The 14,618-nt window shown below is 67.7% G+C and carries 14 protein-coding genes; 1 reads left to right on the plus strand and 13 read right to left on the minus strand.

Annotated features, from left to right (window positions below; genetic code table 11):
* Positions 1-131 precede the first annotated feature (131 nt).
* The gene (locus E5CHR_RS09360) at positions 132-2,240 is read left to right on the plus strand and encodes a hypothetical protein (protein ID WP_162579426.1); all 2,109 of its coding nucleotides are present in this window, start codon (positions 132-134) and stop codon (positions 2,238-2,240) included.
* A 22-nt stretch (positions 2,241-2,262) separates the two neighbouring features.
* Here the strand turns inward: E5CHR_RS09360 and fliR are convergent, their stop codons facing one another.
* The 13 genes from fliR to fliF form a co-directional block, all read right to left on the minus strand.
* A complete protein-coding gene (fliR, locus tag E5CHR_RS09365; protein ID WP_162583648.1) occupies positions 2,263-3,012 on the minus strand; it encodes a flagellar biosynthetic protein FliR in 750 nt (249 codons plus the stop codon).
* Between the two features lie 989 nt (positions 3,013-4,001).
* Complete coding sequence (fliQ, locus tag E5CHR_RS09370; RefSeq protein ID WP_162579427.1) at positions 4,002-4,271, minus strand: flagellar biosynthesis protein FliQ; 270 nt, start codon at positions 4,269-4,271, stop codon at positions 4,002-4,004.
* A 10-nt stretch (positions 4,272-4,281) separates the two neighbouring features.
* Positions 4,282-5,037, minus strand: a complete 756-nt coding sequence (fliP, locus tag E5CHR_RS09375) for a flagellar type III secretion system pore protein FliP (RefSeq protein ID WP_162579428.1) — start codon at positions 5,035-5,037, stop codon at positions 4,282-4,284.
* Positions 5,037-5,522 carry a flagellar biosynthetic protein FliO gene (gene fliO / locus E5CHR_RS09380; protein ID WP_162579429.1) on the minus strand — a complete coding sequence of 162 codons (486 nt, stop codon included), beginning with the start codon at positions 5,520-5,522 and terminating at the stop codon, positions 5,037-5,039. Before fliO ends, fliP begins: the two co-directional genes overlap by 1 nt.
* Complete coding sequence (gene fliN / locus E5CHR_RS09385) at positions 5,519-5,962, minus strand: flagellar motor switch protein FliN (RefSeq protein WP_162579430.1); 444 nt, start codon at positions 5,960-5,962, stop codon at positions 5,519-5,521. The genes fliO and fliN overlap by 4 nt, the downstream gene beginning before the upstream one ends.
* On the minus strand, positions 5,955-6,956 hold the full coding sequence (gene fliM, locus E5CHR_RS09390) for a flagellar motor switch protein FliM (protein WP_162579431.1): 1,002 nt from the start codon (positions 6,954-6,956) through the stop codon (positions 5,955-5,957). The genes fliN and fliM overlap by 8 nt, the downstream gene beginning before the upstream one ends.
* A gap of 18 nt (positions 6,957-6,974) precedes the next feature.
* Entirely contained in the window at positions 6,975-7,463 is a 489-nt protein-coding gene (gene fliL, locus E5CHR_RS09395; protein WP_162579432.1) for a flagellar basal body-associated protein FliL, read from the minus strand.
* A 98-nt stretch (positions 7,464-7,561) separates the two neighbouring features.
* Positions 7,562-8,905, minus strand: coding sequence for a flagellar hook-length control protein FliK (locus E5CHR_RS09400; protein ID WP_162579433.1), 1,344 nt, complete (start codon positions 8,903-8,905; stop codon positions 7,562-7,564).
* Between the two features lie 10 nt (positions 8,906-8,915).
* Positions 8,916-9,371 (minus strand): flagellar export protein FliJ, encoded by a 456-nt coding sequence (gene fliJ / locus E5CHR_RS09405; RefSeq protein ID WP_162579434.1) that lies wholly within the window; start codon positions 9,369-9,371, stop codon positions 8,916-8,918.
* Positions 9,372-9,387: 16 nt separating this feature from the next.
* On the minus strand, positions 9,388-10,788 hold the full coding sequence (gene fliI, locus E5CHR_RS09410) for a flagellar protein export ATPase FliI (protein WP_162579435.1): 1,401 nt from the start codon (positions 10,786-10,788) through the stop codon (positions 9,388-9,390).
* Positions 10,789-10,921: 133 nt separating this feature from the next.
* A complete protein-coding gene (gene fliH, locus E5CHR_RS09415; RefSeq protein ID WP_232062015.1) occupies positions 10,922-11,692 on the minus strand; it encodes a flagellar assembly protein FliH in 771 nt (256 codons plus the stop codon).
* Positions 11,679-12,674 carry a flagellar motor switch protein FliG gene (gene fliG, locus E5CHR_RS09420; RefSeq protein ID WP_162579436.1) on the minus strand — a complete coding sequence of 332 codons (996 nt, stop codon included), beginning with the start codon at positions 12,672-12,674 and terminating at the stop codon, positions 11,679-11,681. The genes fliH and fliG overlap by 14 nt, the downstream gene beginning before the upstream one ends.
* Positions 12,675-12,732: 58 nt before the next feature.
* Positions 12,733-14,436: a flagellar basal-body MS-ring/collar protein FliF gene (gene fliF, locus E5CHR_RS09425; RefSeq protein ID WP_162579437.1), complete on the minus strand. Its 1,704-nt coding sequence runs from the start codon at positions 14,434-14,436 to the stop codon at positions 12,733-12,735.
* Positions 14,437-14,618 lie beyond the last annotated feature (182 nt).

The raw sequence follows: 14,618 nt of genomic DNA on the forward strand, positions 1-14,618 counted from the left end.
TGACGAACGTGGCCACGCTGCTGACGAGATGGAACTGACGCGCGAGTGAGGTTACCTACCTTAACCTCGTGCCCGACTGCAAGGGCTGGCCCATCAAAGTCCTCCATCCAAGCCCTGCAAGAAACCCCTTCATGCGATTTTCAAGTACCGGCAGCCCCCTCTCCCCCATCCAAATCCCGGCAGATCGCTTGCGTGCCCTGCGCCAAGGCCTTCTGAAGAACCCGAGCTTGCTGCAGACGGACCTGCCACCGGCCGTTGGCAACTACTTCGATGACCGGCACCCTGCCGATCTTGCCGCTGTGGCGCAGTGGGCGGTTGACAAAGGCGAGGCAGACCTGCTGCAACAACTTCATCGGGACGGATTCCAGGGTACGGTCTGCATGACTGATCCGGCCCAGCTGCACATGCTGTACCTGGCGACGAAGCTGGAGCTTTCCATCGAGTTGATGCCGAGCGAAATAAACTCCGGGAATGTGGATGAACTCACTTCATTCCTGCAATCACCCAATGCCAAGGTCACGGCGCTTCGGCTGAATCTTTCGTCCACGCTTGCCGAAGAGCCGCTGTTCGACCTGATCTCGGCCGTCGATGCCCTCACCCATCTGGCGAAATTGGAAGTTGAGGTGGACAGCCAGTCCGAAGGGCCGGTCGCCCCTTTCATACGCTTCGCATTGGCCAATTCCTGGATCTGCCTGACGCTTTCCGCGGCCACGCGTTCGTTGATTCTGATCGACTCCCCCCGCCTTCAGCAGATCGCGGACCATGCATTGAATGCTGCCGCAGACATTCAATCCAAGGCTGACGTGTTCCGTGCCCACGCTCAGAACATCGAATCTCAAGCAAGATGGTTGCACTCCCAGTCCGAAGCACTTCCTGATGCCGAAAGATTGGAGCTGGAAGAGGTAGCTGCAGCAGAGCAACGCACGGCTGAAGCGGCAGGATCTGAGGCCACGGGCCTGCAGGCGGATGCAGCTGCAATGCGCAATGCGGTGCCGGCGCTGCAATCATTCATGAGCATGGAAGTGTGCGCAGTGACCGGCAATCGCATCAAGGGTGAGTTCGTCGATGCACTTGCGCGTATTGCGCTGCGCCTTGGAGAGGAGGGCTTGCTGCGAGCAGTTTGCGTGCTGGCGCCGGACTATGTAATGGAACTGCGAGGATCGACGCTGCGCATTGGCGTCATGACTCTTCTCGATCGCTGTAGCGTTCCCTGCGGTTTGCAGCTCAGCGCGGCTCCCGGGATGATCGGGGATTTATCGGCATCGCTGGGACGCTGGGGATCCTTGTTTGTCCGCGTGGACTTGACGATCACTCAGAATCTCGATGCGCGCGAGACCGAGACGCTGCTACTTGGCATCGCGGGCCTGACGTCGCTCGAACACTTCTCTCTCGCCATCCCCTCCGACGTTTCTGTGGACTGTAGTTTCGAGACAGAGGAGGTGGACTTCGAAAGCTGCGTGGATTCCTTGGTCCTCAAGGGTGGTCGGGCAGCGAACCGCGACGAAGATCTTCTTGCCTATCTCATTGCCGGGCTGCGGCCGCGTTCTTTTCGGCTGGGTGTGGGTACGCCGGGCGAGGCGGCTGCCCTGATCGCCCCAATCGGCGAGGGGGAAGCGATAAAGAGGCTGGAAATCCTGGAGATCTCTTGCGACTCGGATGCCATTACGGGAGAACCGTCTCTCGTCCACGCGGTCAGCGGTTTGCTGCAAGTACCGCACAAACTGGTCAATGTCTTCATCCGGTCAAAGGCCCCGCTGCTGGTGGATGAAAAAGAGATGGCCACTCTGATGCAACTTGCTCGGCAAAACCCACCCGCAGGAGATTTCCGAATGGAGAGCTCCGCGGCTGCGAGGGGCGGTTGGGAAGGCTACCTTCACGTCAACTTCCGGCTCCGGGCGATGGCGGAGACATTATTTTCCCACCCTTTCAGCCCGCTGCCACCCGATATAGGGACGCACATGGTCGACATCGGCGCGTTGTCGGCCGACGACATTCCGAAGCTCAGAATGGTGTCAAAAACAATGAACGAGGCATGGGGCCGTCTATCGACAGCTCAATTCGCCAGGTTTATCGTGTTCGACCTGACCAGGGGCTTTCACAACGATTCGAGCCTGCGTGAGTCGTTGAGCTTGCCCGGCGACGGCGGCCTCGATGGAGCCCTGGTGAAGGAGGTTTTGCGCCAATTGGAAGAGCAACGTCCGGTTAACGAGGATGCAGTGGAGAAGCTGAGGAATCTGTAAGGCTCGCTAGCCCCGGCCCTTGTCAAGGCCGCAGCGCCCGGGTCAACTCCATTACCGAGCCGAGTCCCGCCGCGAAGCGCGGCGCCAGGAACGCGCCCAGTTGCGGCATCAGCAGCTGCAGCATCCCGATGCCCGCCAGCAGCGTCAGCGGAAAGCCCACCGCGAAGATGCTGAACTGCGGCGAGGCACGGTTCAGGATGCCCATGGCCAGGTTCAGCGTGAGCAGCGCCGTGATCAGCGGCAGCGCCAGCATGAATCCGGTGGCGAAGATCTGCGCGCCGCCGTGCACCAGCAGCAGCCAGCCTTGCGCAGCCAGTGGTGCGTCGGCGATCGGCAGGACCTGGAAGCTCTCTGCCAGCGCCTCCAGCAGCAGCAGGTGGCCGTCCAGCGCGAGGAAGATCAGCATCGCCAGCATATGCAGCAGGCGCGCCACCACCATCGTCGCGCCGCCGCTCATCGGGTCGAAGAAGGAGGCGAAGGACAGGCCCATCTGCAGGCCCACGTATTCGCCCGCAGCCAGCACGGCGGCGAACATCATCCTTATCGTGAAGCCGATGGCGGCGCCGATCAGCACCTGCTGGATCAGGATCCACACCCCGCCGATGGAGACCACCGGTACTGGCGGCATCGCAGGCAGCGCTGGCGCGAGCGCGATGGCGAGCAGCGCGGCCATCGCGACCTTGAGCTTCCGCGGGACATTGGGCTCGCCGAAGATCGGTGCGGTGCCGATCAGCGCCAGCATGCGCACGAAGGGCCAGAGGAAGGCCACCATCCAGGTGTTGAGCTCTGCGGAAGTGATGGAGAGGATGCTTGGGGTCACTGGGGGGGCTCCGCCGGGCTCGTGTGTTGGTGTGTTGCTTCTTCTCCCTCTCCCTCTTCCTCGTCCTCTTCCTCTGGGAGAGGGCTGGGGTGAGGGCACACCCTGGCTGCTGTCGATTCGTACGTTGTAGTTGTTGTGAGGCTGGAGCCGGGGCGTCGTCCCGGCAGCCGAGTCACTTTCTTTTGCTTCGCCAAAAGAAAGTAACCAAAGAAAAGGCGACCCCACTGGCCGCAGCCCTCCGCTTCGCTACGGGAAGCCTCCGGTGCTCGCTTTTCGCGGGGTCCGCGCAAACTCGCTTCGCTCAAACACGCGCGGCCCTGATCCGCGAAAAGCTCCGCTCCTCGGCTACGGCCAGAGGGGACCTGGAATCCAACGCGCCATGGCGCGTCCTTGTGTGGATTGCAGATGGGCGTGAGTTCCGGGTCCTTGCTCACGCTAGCACTCCGTGCACACGCACACACACATGGACGCACGCGTGCCCGTGCCCGTGCCCGTGCTCGTGCTCGAGTGCGAGCGCATACGCACGCACCTGTTCCAGGCCTCGCGCAGCGAGGCCGTTGGTAGCCGAGCGAAGCGATGGCCCGTCCATATCCCCTCTGCGCGTGCCGAGGAGCGGAGCTTTTCGCGGATCAGGGCCGCGTGTGTTTGAGCCGCAGGCGAGTTTGCGCGGACCCCGCGAAAAGCGAGCACCGCAGGTTGCCCGTAGCGAAGCGAAGGGTCACGCGCAGTGGGGTCGCCTTTTCTTTGGTTACTTTCTTTTGGCGAAGCAAAAGAAAGTGACTCGGCTGCCGGGACGACGCCCCGGCTCCAGCCTCTGACAAAGCACAACATCCCAATCAAAGACCCGGTGCCCTCACCCCGCCCCTCTCCCAGGGGGAGAGCGAGAGGGAGAGGGACAGGGAGAGAAAGCAAATCCCTGCCAAGGATCAACACCGAATGTCTCAACCAACCAACTGCGGAATGCTCGAAAACAGCGTGCGGATGTAATCCAGCATCTGCCCCAGCATCCACGGCCCCGCGATCACCAGCACCGCGAACACGGCCAGCAGCTTGGGGATGAACGACAGCGTCGCCTCGTTGATCTGCGTCGCAGCCTGGAAAATGCTGATGACCAGGCCCACCACCAGCGCCACCAGCAGCAGCGGCGCGCCGAGCAGCAGGGAGACGTGGATGGCCTGGCTGCCGATGGACATGACCGATTCGGGTGTCATTCCGGGTCTCCTAGACGAAGAAGCTTTGGGCCAGTGCGCCGATGAGCAGCTGCCAGCCGTCGGCCATGACGAAGAGCATGAGCTTGAAGGGCAGGGCGATGGAGGCGGGCGGCACCATCATCATCCCCATCGACATCAGCACGCTGGCCACCACCAGGTCGATGATCAGGAAGGGGATGAAGATGGTGAAGCCGATCTGGAACGCAGTCTTGAGCTCGCTGATGACGAAGGAGGGCAGCAGGATGCGCAGCGGCACGTCCTCCGGGCCTTCCATGGCGGGCACCTTGGCCAGCTTGGCGAAGAGCGCAAGATCGTTCTCACGGGTCTGCTTGAGCATGAACGTCTTGAACGGGGCAATGCCGCGCTCGAGCGCGCGCTCGGTGCTGATCTTGTTCTCCGACAGCGGCTTGTAGGCTTCGTCGTAGACCTTGTCGAACACCGGCGCCATCACGAAGAAGGTGAGGAAGAGCGACAGCCCCACCAGGATCTGGTTGGGCGGCGAAGCCTGGGTGCCCAGCGCCGTGCGCAGCAGGCCCAGCACGATCAGGATGCGGGTGAAGCTGGTCATCGACAGCAGCAGCGCCGGCAGGAAGCTCAGCGAGGTCAGCAGCACCAGCGTCTGCACGCTGAGCGACCAGGTCTGGCTGCCGCCCGGGCCGGGCGTGCTGGTCAGGCCCGGCAGCCCTTGCGCAAAGGCCAGCGCGGGCAGGGCCAGCACGAGCATCACGCCCGCGCGGCACAGGTGGCGAAATGGAAGGCGTCGCATCAGGCACCCGGCTTCGGCTGGATGCCGAGCGAATCGCGCAGCTTCTGCGCGAACAGGTCCATCGCCTTGGCGCTGCCGCCCTGTGCCGCAAGCGGCGCCGAGGCCGCCGGCAGGGGCTGCGCCGGCAGCGAATGCAGCGCATTGACCTGGCTCGCGGTGACGCCCAGCACCAGCCAGGTGTCGCCCACCTCGACCAACACCACGCGCTCGCGCTGGCCGACCATGGTGCTGCCCACCACCTTGACGGGGGCGCTGCCGCCGAAGCGGGGCAGGCCGAAGCGGCGCGCCAGCCACGCGCACAGGAAGATCAGGCCCAGCACCAGCACCATGCCGAGCCCGGCCTGCAGGAGGCCGGAGGCACCCAGGGCCGGCGCGGCCTCGGCCGCGGGCGCAGGTACGGTGGGCAGGGCGGCATGCGCGCGGAGCGTGGCCGCGCAGGCTGCCAGCGCGGTTGCCCAGCGCGCAAAAGACCCGGTCAGGTTCATGAACGGCTGAGCTTCTGCATGCGCTCGGACGGCGTGACGATGTCGGTCAGGCGGATGCCGTACTTGTCGTTCACCACCACCACCTCGCCCTGCGCGATCAGGTAGCCGTTGATCAGCACGTCCAGCGGCTGGCCGGCGAGGCCGTCGAGCTCCACCACGGAGCCCTGCGACAGCTGCAGCAGGTTCTTGATGGTGATGCGCGTGCGGCCGATCTCGGCCATCAGCTGCACCGGCACGTCGAGGATGCGCTCGATGTCCACCGTGCCGGCGGCACTGGCAGCGGTGTTGTGCAGCGGCTGGAAGACCTGGGCGCCGGCCGGCGCCGCGGCCGGGGCGGGGGCGCTTGCGGGCTGCGGCGCCGGCGCGGAGGCCGCGGTCTGCTCGGCCAGGGCGCTGGCCCAGTCGTCCATGTCGCCGCCGGAGGAAGTGTTGTCAGTCATGGTCGCTCTTCGGGTCGCTGTCTTGGTGGGAGATCATCTGTTGCACGCGCAGCGCGTAGCGCTCGTTGGAAACGCCGTAGCCGCACTCCATCACGGGAACGCCGTCGACCCGTGCCAGCACGGTTTCGGGCAGCTCGATCGGCAGCACGTCGCCGACCTGCAGGCGCATCAGTTCGCCAATGGTGGTGTCGATGGTCACGAAGTCCGCGGTGAGCGCCACGTCGGCGCTCTGCATCTGCTGGCTCATCTGCTTGACCCAGCGCTTGTCGATCTCGATCTCGTCCTGCACCGGGTTGGACAGCAGGTCGCGGATCGGCTCGATCATCGAGTAGGGAATGCACACGTGCAGGAAGCCGCCCACCGGGCCGAACTCGATCTGCAGCGTGGTGGTGACGACCACTTCGTTGGGTGCCACGATGTTGGCCAGCTTGCCGTGCATCTCGGCTCGGATGTAGTCGAAGGCCAGGGGGAACACCGGCTGCCAGGCCTCGCCGTAGCACTGGAGGCTGAGGTTGAGCAGGCGCTTGATGATGCGCTGCTCGGTGCGCGTGAAGTCGCGGCCTTCCACGCGCACGTGATAGCGCCCGTCGCTGCCGAACAGGTTGTCGACGACCAGGAACACCAGCTTCGGATCGAACACGAACAGCGCCGTGCCGCGCAGCGGCTTCAGGTGCAGCATGTTGATGTTGGTCGGCACCGGCAGGTGGCGCACGAACTCGCCGTACTGCTGGATCTGCACCGGGCCGACGGAGACGTCGGGGCTGCGGCGCATGAAGTTCAGCAACGCGCTGCGCAGGTTGCGCGCGAAGCGCTCGTTGATGACCTCCAGCGTGTGCATGCGGCCGCGCACCACGCGGTCGGGCGCGCCGAGGTCGTACAGCGGCAGGCCGTCGGCCTGGGGCTCGGGCGCTCGGCGCTGGTCGACGGCGCCGCCGGTGACGCCCGACAGCAGCGCATCGACTTCGTCCTGCGAGAGCACCTGTTCATAGGCCATGGGTCGTGCGTTCCTGCGTCACTGCACCACGAAGGTGTTGAAGGAAACGCCGGCGATCGCCTGCGGCGGGGCCTCGGCAGAGAGGGGCCGGTTGAGCTCGGTGCGGATCTCCTCGGCGAGCTTGGCCTTGTCCTGCGTCGACAGCAGCGTTTCGGGCTGGCGGTTCGACAGCAGCAGCAGCAGGCGGCTGCGCAGTTCGGGCATGAACTCGACCAGCTGCGCCTTGGCCTGTTCGTCGTTGACCTTCAAGGCCATGCCGACGTGCAGGAAGCGGCTGCGGCCTTCGGACTGCACGTTGACGGTGAGAGGCTCGAGTGTCACGAAGATCGGCTTGGGCATCGCCTTGGGCGCCGCCGCGGCCGGCGCTTCGTGCGCGAACAGGCTGCTGCGGCTCAATGCGAAGCCGCCGCCGGCCAGCGCGGCCAGGCTGGTGAGGGCCAGCAGCCCGATCAACAGCTTCGAGGAGCGCGGTGCCGCGGGGGTGGGAAGAGAGGGACTGGTGGCCATGGAAAGCAACGTTGGGTGGGTCTTATTCTTGGTCGGGACGCGGCGAAGCGAAGCCCCGATCAAGCGGGGGAAAGGGCCTCAGATCGTGCGTTTCGGATTCAGGCGAAGGTGTCGATCGCGCTGGTGCGCGACGGCGGGCTCGTGCGTGCTGGCAGCGCAATGGCTGCTGCTGCTTCGCTGCGTCCTGCGCCGGGGTTGTTCGTTCCGTTGGCCGACGCGTTCTGGCGCTGTTCCTGCTGCCGGGCGAAATCGCCCGCGCCGGCCCAGGGGCGCGACTCGGCGCCGACCGAGGTCTGGCCCAGGCTGATGCCCTGCTCGGCCAGCGTGCTGCGCAGTTGCGGCAGCGCTGCCTCGACCGCCTTGCGAACGGACTCGTGCGCGGAGACGAACATGGCCTGGGCCTGGTTGTCGCCGAGGCTGAGCGTGATCTTCAGCGGGCCGAGGCCGGCCGGGTTGAGGTTGAGCTCGGCCACCTGCTGCCCGCCGGCCGTCATGCGCAGCACCTGGTGGCCCAGTGCCGGTGCCCACTCGGCGCTGCCCACGGGCGGGGCGAGGGTCTGCGCGGGCGCGGGGCTGGCCGCTGGCTGCGCGCGGTCCAGCGCAGGTTGCATCGGGGAGGCCGAGACGAGCAAGGCCGGTGGCGCCTCGGGCGCGGGCGCGCCTTCGTTGTCTGCCGCCGCTGCGGACATGCCGGATTGCGCTGCGGCGGATGCTGCATCGAGGGCGGTGGACGAGATCGCGCTCGCGGCCTTGGTGTCGTTGGCGGCCGAGGCCGTGGTGGTGCCGGCCTCCGCCGCCGGTTTCGCCGACGGCAGCGCGCCGGCCAACGGCAACGGCGACGCCGCGGCCGTCTGCGCGACGGCATCGCCACCTTCCCTCGCGCTCGATGCAGGCGAAGCGCCCGGCAGCGCAAAGCCCTTGTCTGCAGTGCTGGAGGCGGCGGCACTCGTGGCCGTATCCACGGCAGCACCTTTCAACGGTGCCTTGGCGTCCGGCTGCGCGTCCTGGTCGGTGCTGGCCGACGCATGGGCCGCCGCCGTCGATGCGAGGCTGGCGGTTGCGGCGAGCGACGCGTCCTGCGGCAGGGCAGCGCCGGCGCCTGGCAGCGCCGCGCCGCGCGTGCCCGCGCTCGTGCCGATGGCCGCGGCCGGCGCGGTGGACAGGATCTGTGGCGCAAAAAGGGCGATGGTCAGCAGCTCGGAGCCCGGCTCCTCCTTCCGTCCCAGGGGGCGGTGCGGCTTCTGCGGCGTGGCTGCGGCCTCGTCGCTGGCCGCTTGGGTGCCATCCTGGCCACGGCGTGCGCTGGCGCGCGAGCGCTCCAGCACGGCGCCGAAGCCGCCGCGTGCGTTCTCGTCCGCGGCCGCGCGGCCGCGCGCGGTGGGCTGGGCAGCCGGCTGCGCGGAACTGGCCGGGAGGGAGGCCGGTGGAATGAAGGTAGGCATGACGATTCCTCTAGAAATTCGGTTGGGCAGCGCGGTCGATGAACTTGCGCGCCGCGCGCTCGTCGCTGTCGCGCTGCTCCCGCTTGGCCTGGACGGCGAGCTCCTGGCGGCGCAGGCGATCGGCCAAGGTGTCGAAGGAGTTGAGGCGCCGCGCCTGGTGCTGCCAGTCGCCGCGCCCGCGTTCCAGCCGCAACCCGGCCTGCTTGACGATGGCGCGCTGCTGCTCGATGGCGCCGTCCAGCGTGCCCAGGAAGTTGTTGAAGTTTCGCCACTGCGAGGCAGGCAGCCCGTGCGTCATCAGCGATTGCAGCTGGTTGGCATAGTCCTGGCGGTACTCCAGCAGCAGGTCCAGCTTCTGGTGGGCACTGACCTGTGCGCTCTGCAGCGTGCCCAGGCGGCGCGCCGCGTCTTCCTTCTGCTTGCGGGCCAGTTCCTGCAGGGTGTCGAGGGGGAGCTTCCTTGACATGGCGTGACTCCTTGGGCTATTCGAACAGGCCGGCCATGCGCGCCACCGACGCCGCGTAGTCGGTGCGCTCGTCCATCCCCTGCTGGAGAAAGGCTTCCAGCTTGGGGTACAGGGCAATGGCATGGTCCAGCTGCAGGTCGTGGCCGGCGGCGTAGGCGCCGACGCTGATCAGGTCGCGGTTGCGCTGGTAGCGCGACAGCATCTGCTTGAAGCGGCGCACCGCGTCGAACTGCGAAGGCGGGATCAGTGCGGTCATCGCGCGGCTGATCGAGGCCTCGATGTCGATCGCCGGATAGTGCCCGGCCTCGGCCAGCGTGCGCGACAGCACCACGTGCCCGTCGAGAATGGCGCGCGCCGAGTCGGCGATCGGGTCCTGCTGGTCGTCGCCCTCGGACAGCACGGTATAGAAGGCGGTGATCGAGCCGCCGCGGCCCTGCGCGTCGCGCGCGCCGTTGCCCGCGCGTTCCACCAGCGCCGGCAGCTTGGCGAAGACCGAAGGCGGATAGCCCTTGGTCGCGGGCGGCTCGCCGACCGCGAGCGCGATCTCGCGCTGCGCCATGGCGTAGCGGGTGAGCGAATCCATGATCAGCAGCACGTCCTTGCCCTGGTCGCGGAAATACTCGGCCAGGCAGGTCGCGTAAGCCGCGCCTTGCAGGCGCAGCAGCGGCGAGTTGTCGGCCGGGGCGGCGACCACCACGGCGCGCGCCAGGCCTTCCTCGCCCAGTGTGTTCTCGATGAAGTCCTTGACCTCGCGGCCGCGCTCGCCGATCAGGCCGACCACGATCACCTCGGCGCTGGTGTAGCGCGCCATCATCCCGAGCAGCACGCTCTTGCCGACGCCGGAGCCGGCGAACAGGCCCATGCGCTGGCCGCGGCCGACGGTCAGCATGGCGTTGATGGCGCGCACGCCGGTGTCCAGCACCGAGTCGATGGGCGCGCGGGTGAGGGGGTTGATGGGAGGCGACGACAGCGGCACCTTGCGCGCAATGTCCAACGGGCCGAGGCCGTCGAGCGGGCGCCCGACGGCATCGACCACGCGCCCGAGCATGCCCTCGCCGACCGGAAGCCGCTTGCCGTGGGCTTCGTCGCCGGCCGCGGCCGAGCCCGGGCGCGCGAACACGCGTGCGCCGGGGATGAGGCCGGCCACCTCGCTCTGCGGCATCAGGAACAGGCGGTCCCCTGCGAAGCCGACCACTTCGGCCTCGGCATGGCGCTGCGGGTAGCCGGGCGGCAGCTCGATCAGGCAGTCGCTGCCCACGGGCAGCTGCAGGCCGACGGCCTCCAGCACCAGCCCGACCGCGCGGGTGAGCCGGCCGGAGTGGGTGACGGTGGCGGCGGTGCGGTTGACTTCGACGCGCGCCTGCGCAAGCGTGCCGAGCCAGGATTGCAGATGCGGGTTGGCGCTCGTGGTCGGCATCACGGGAGACTCGCGGCCGGCGAAGCCAGGCCCGTTGGGGGAACACCGCGGAACCGGCTTGGCCGGGCCGCTGGTGTTGCCCCCGGTGAGGGGGTGGGCGGCCACACGAAGTGGGCCAACCTGGGGGAGAGCTTCATTGTGCGTCGACGTCGCGGGTGAGCGCCGCGGTGACGCTCTTCCACCGGGTCTCCAGGCTGGCATCCATCTCGCCGCTGGCGGACTGCACGCGGCAGCCGCCGCGCGCGAGCGTGTCGTCGGGGCGCACCTGCCAGCCCGCGATCTGCAGCTCGTTGCCGAGGCTGTTCTTCACCAGCGCCACATCGTCGGGATGCAGCAGCAGGCGCGGCTCGCCTTGCAGCGCGGGCTCGGCATGCAGCAGGTCCTGCACCAGCGGCAGCACCCATTCGGGCTCCGCGCGCAAGGTGCGGTGCACCACCTGGCGCGCCACGTCGAGCGCGAGCGTGAGGATGGCGTCGGCCAGTTCGCTTTCGGCGCGGCGCAGCGCGGCCGGCAGCGTGGCCGCCAGGGCCCGCAGTTGCTCGGCATGGGCGCTGGCGGCGGCGAAGCCGGTGGCCAGCCCTTCGGCGTGGCCTTCGGCCCGGCCCTTCGCCAGCCCTTCCCGGTGACCTTCGGCGCGGCCCTCGGCACGCGCCAGCAGTCGCAGCCGGGACAGCTCGTTGTCGCGCGCCAGGACTTCCGGGTCCACGCGCGGAACGACCAGGGCATGCACGTTGTCCTGTCCTGCCTCGTCGCCGTCCAGCGTGCCCATCTCCCATCGTTGCCAGGCGGACAGCGAGGGCTTGGCGGACGGCTTCGGCGCGGCGTCCGGCCGTGCGGACGCGTAGGCCGAAGCGAGCCGCGCACGCGATGCGGGGGCGGGGTTCGATTGCTTAAACGAAGTCATCGGTTCCCGGCGCCGCGATCACGACCTCGCCCGCATCGGCGAGGCGGCGCACCACTTGCAGGATGGCCTTCTGCTCGGCTTCGACCTGCGAGACCCGCACCGGGCCGCGCAGCTCGATGTCCTCGCGCAGCGTCTCGGCGGCGCGCTGCGACATGTTCTTGAGGAACTTGTCGCGCAGCTCCTGCGTGGAGCCCTTGAGCGCGACGATGAGCGACTCCGATTCGATGTCCTTGAGCAGGCGCTGCACGAAGCGGTCCTCCAGGTCGAGCAGGTTCTCGAAGACGAACATCTCGTCGACGATGCGCTGCGCCAGGCTCTCGTCGTGCTCGCGCACGTGGGCGATCGCCTCTTCCTCCTGCGCGGTGCTCATGAGGTTGACGATCTCGGCCGCGGTGCGAACGCCGCCCAGGCGGCTGCGCTTGAGGCCTTCGCCCGAGAGCATCTCGGTCAGCACGTCGGTCAGCTCGGCAAGCGCCGCGGGCTGCACGCCGCCGAAGGTGGCGACGCGCATGATCACGTCGTGGCGCAGGCGCACGGGGAGCTTTTCCAGCACTTCGGAAGCCTTCTTGCGGTCCAGGTGGACCAGCAGCGTGGCGAGGATCTGCGGATGCTCGTCCCTGATCAGCTCCACCACCTCGCCAGCCTCCAGGTCGTTGAGCCGCTCGATGCCGCCATGCGGCTCGTCGGGCTGCAGGATGTCTTCGAGCAGGTTGCTCGCGCGGTCGTCGCCCAGCGCCTTGCGCAGCACCGCGCGGATGTAGCTGCCCGAGCCCAGGTGCAGGGCGGAGAGCTGTTCGGTCTCGAGGCGGAATTCTGCGAGGACGGCGGCCAGCTCTTCCTTGGAAACCTGGCTCAGCTGGGCCATGGCGGCACCCAGTGCCTGCACCTCGGTGGTGGGCAGGTGGTGGAGCGTGGCGGCAGCGCGGTCCTCGCCCAGGGACATCAGGAGGATGGCGGCCTTGCGTGTTCCTGCTGTGCTCATTGGGTAACCTCCGCGCTGCGCGCTGCGGTTCTATTCGACTTGGGAGCGGCCCGGGGTCTCATGGATTCATCCAGTGCTTGATCAAGGTGGCCACCAGCCGCGGGTCCTGCTCGGCGGTCTGTTGCACGTAGTCGAGGTCGGCCTGGCGGCGGTCGGCTTCGCGCTGGAGGGCGCTCAGCTGGGCGGCGGAGGCTTCATCCTCCGGATCGATGGCAGCAGCCGCCGGTGCCGGCTCGGGTGCCGCCGCGGGCGGTGGCGCCAGGTGCTTGCGCAGCAGCGGCCGGAGCACCGCGAACCATGCGAAGAGGGCGAGCAGGCCGAGCAGTACATAGAAGCCGATGCTCTTGGCGAGTTCGATCGTGGCAGGGTCCTTCCAAACGGGGAGTTCGGCCTGGGGCTCGTCCTGCCCGTCGCGGGCGAAGGCGCTGTTGAGCACGTTCAGCGAATCGCCGCGCTCCTGGCTGTAGCCCATGGCTTCCTTCACCAGGTTGCGGATCTGGTCAACCTCGGCCGCCGTCAACGCGCGCGCCTTGCCGTCGGTGCCGGCGACGTTGTTCACCACCACCGCCACCGACAGTCGCTTGATGCCGCCGGCGCCCTGCTGCACATGGCGGATGGAGCGGTCGAGCTCGTAGTTGGTGGTCGTGTCCTTGCGCGAGCTGCTGGGCCCCGCCGGCGCGGTGCTGGTGGTTGCCGTGGTCGTTGTTGCGGCGGCGGCGCCCGGTGCCGGTGTGCCGTTGCCGGGTGCGTTGGCCGGGCGCGGTGCATTGATCGGGGCGCTGGGGTTCGTCGGCGGCTGGTTCGACAGCGCGCCCGGCACACCGCCCGGGGGCGTGGCGCCGAGCTGGGTCGACTCGCTCGATTGTTGGCTGCGCACCGCGGCATTGCGCGGGTCCTGGTTGGGCGCGAACTTTTCCTCGGTCCGCTCGACCACCGAGAAGTCGATGTCGGCCGCGACCTGGGCGCGCACATTGCTCGCGCCGAGGACGGGTTGCAGGATGGCCTCGATGCGGCGGATATAGCCCTGCTCGATCTCCTGCGCGTATTTGAGCTGGCTCACGTCCAGCCCGCGCGCGCCGGCGTTGGCGGCCGACAGCAGGTTGCCGCGCTGGTCCACCACGGTCACGCTCTTGGGGTCGAGATCCGGCACGCTGCTGGAGATCATGTGGACGATGGCGCTGACCTGGCCCTCGTCGATGCCGCGGCCGCGATGCAGGCTCAGCACCACGGAGGCGGAAGGCTTCTTCTGCTCGCGCACGAACAGCGAGGGCTTCGGCAGCGCGAGGTGGACGCGGGCCGATTCGACCGTGCCGATCGACTCGATCGATCGAGCCAGTTCGCCCTCCAGCCCGCGCTGGTAGTTCACCTGCTCGGCAAACTGGCTGGTGCCGAACTTCTGGTTGTCCATCAGTTCGAAGCCCACGCCGCCGCCCTTGGGCAGGCCTTGTGCCGCAAGCTTGAGCCGCACCTCGGGGACCTTGTCGCCCGCGATCAGGATCGCGTTGCCGCCCTCGGCGAACTTGTAGGGCACGTTCATCTGCGTGAGCGACGCGATGATCGCGCCGCCGTCGCGGTCGGAGACGTTGGTGTAGAGCACCTTGTAGTCGGGTGCGCGGCTCCACAGCATGAAGGCCGCGGCGGCCGCGACCAGGGCGGCGGCGCCGACGATCAGCGGCAGCTTGGGCTGGGCGCGCAGGCGTTCCAGCAGCGGCGCACCGGCCGTCGCCGGCATGGCGCCTGCGGGCGCTGCCGTGCTGCTCATGCCGAGGCCCTTGCCATGGCGCAAGCCGGGAGGAGCGGGAGAAGTCGTCGAGGTGGAGTCATGCCGTTGAAGTCGCAAGCAGCCTTTTTGTGTCGCGATCGATTCTCGGCAGCACACGCGAATTCGATTGGCCGAACAGCCGGGGTTTTCTCCGTCAGTTGAGCGCATGTCTTCCGGGCCGC

It is taken from the genome of Variovorax sp. PBS-H4 (assembly GCF_901827205.1).
Lineage (GTDB): Bacteria > Pseudomonadota > Gammaproteobacteria > Burkholderiales > Burkholderiaceae_C > Variovorax.

Bases quoted from the DNA above. Each gene is read 5' to 3' on its own strand.
- E5CHR_RS09360 (WP_162579426.1), top strand. From the start codon at position 132: ATGCGATTTTCAAGTACCGGCAGCCCCCTCTCCCCCATCCAAATCCCG.
- fliR (WP_162583648.1), bottom strand. From the start codon at position 3,012: ATGGTGGCCTTCCTCTGGCCCTTCGTGCGCATGCTGGCGCTGATCGGC.
- fliQ (WP_162579427.1), bottom strand. From the start codon at position 4,271: ATGACACCCGAATCGGTCATGTCCATCGGCAGCCAGGCCATCCACGTC.
- fliP (WP_162579428.1), bottom strand. From the start codon at position 5,037: ATGCGACGCCTTCCATTTCGCCACCTGTGCCGCGCGGGCGTGATGCTC.
- fliO (WP_162579429.1), bottom strand. From the start codon at position 5,522: ATGAACCTGACCGGGTCTTTTGCGCGCTGGGCAACCGCGCTGGCAGCC.
- fliN (WP_162579430.1), bottom strand. From the start codon at position 5,962: ATGACTGACAACACTTCCTCCGGCGGCGACATGGACGACTGGGCCAGC.
- fliM (WP_162579431.1), bottom strand. From the start codon at position 6,956: ATGGCCTATGAACAGGTGCTCTCGCAGGACGAAGTCGATGCGCTGCTG.
- fliL (WP_162579432.1), bottom strand. From the start codon at position 7,463: ATGGCCACCAGTCCCTCTCTTCCCACCCCCGCGGCACCGCGCTCCTCG.
- E5CHR_RS09400 (WP_162579433.1), bottom strand. From the start codon at position 8,905: ATGCCTACCTTCATTCCACCGGCCTCCCTCCCGGCCAGTTCCGCGCAG.
- fliJ (WP_162579434.1), bottom strand. From the start codon at position 9,371: ATGTCAAGGAAGCTCCCCCTCGACACCCTGCAGGAACTGGCCCGCAAG.
- fliI (WP_162579435.1), bottom strand. From the start codon at position 10,788: ATGCCGACCACGAGCGCCAACCCGCATCTGCAATCCTGGCTCGGCACG.
- fliH (WP_232062015.1), bottom strand. From the start codon at position 11,692: ATGACTTCGTTTAAGCAATCGAACCCCGCCCCCGCATCGCGTGCGCGG.
- fliG (WP_162579436.1), bottom strand. From the start codon at position 12,674: ATGAGCACAGCAGGAACACGCAAGGCCGCCATCCTCCTGATGTCCCTG.
- fliF (WP_162579437.1), bottom strand. From the start codon at position 14,436: ATGAGCAGCACGGCAGCGCCCGCAGGCGCCATGCCGGCGACGGCCGGT.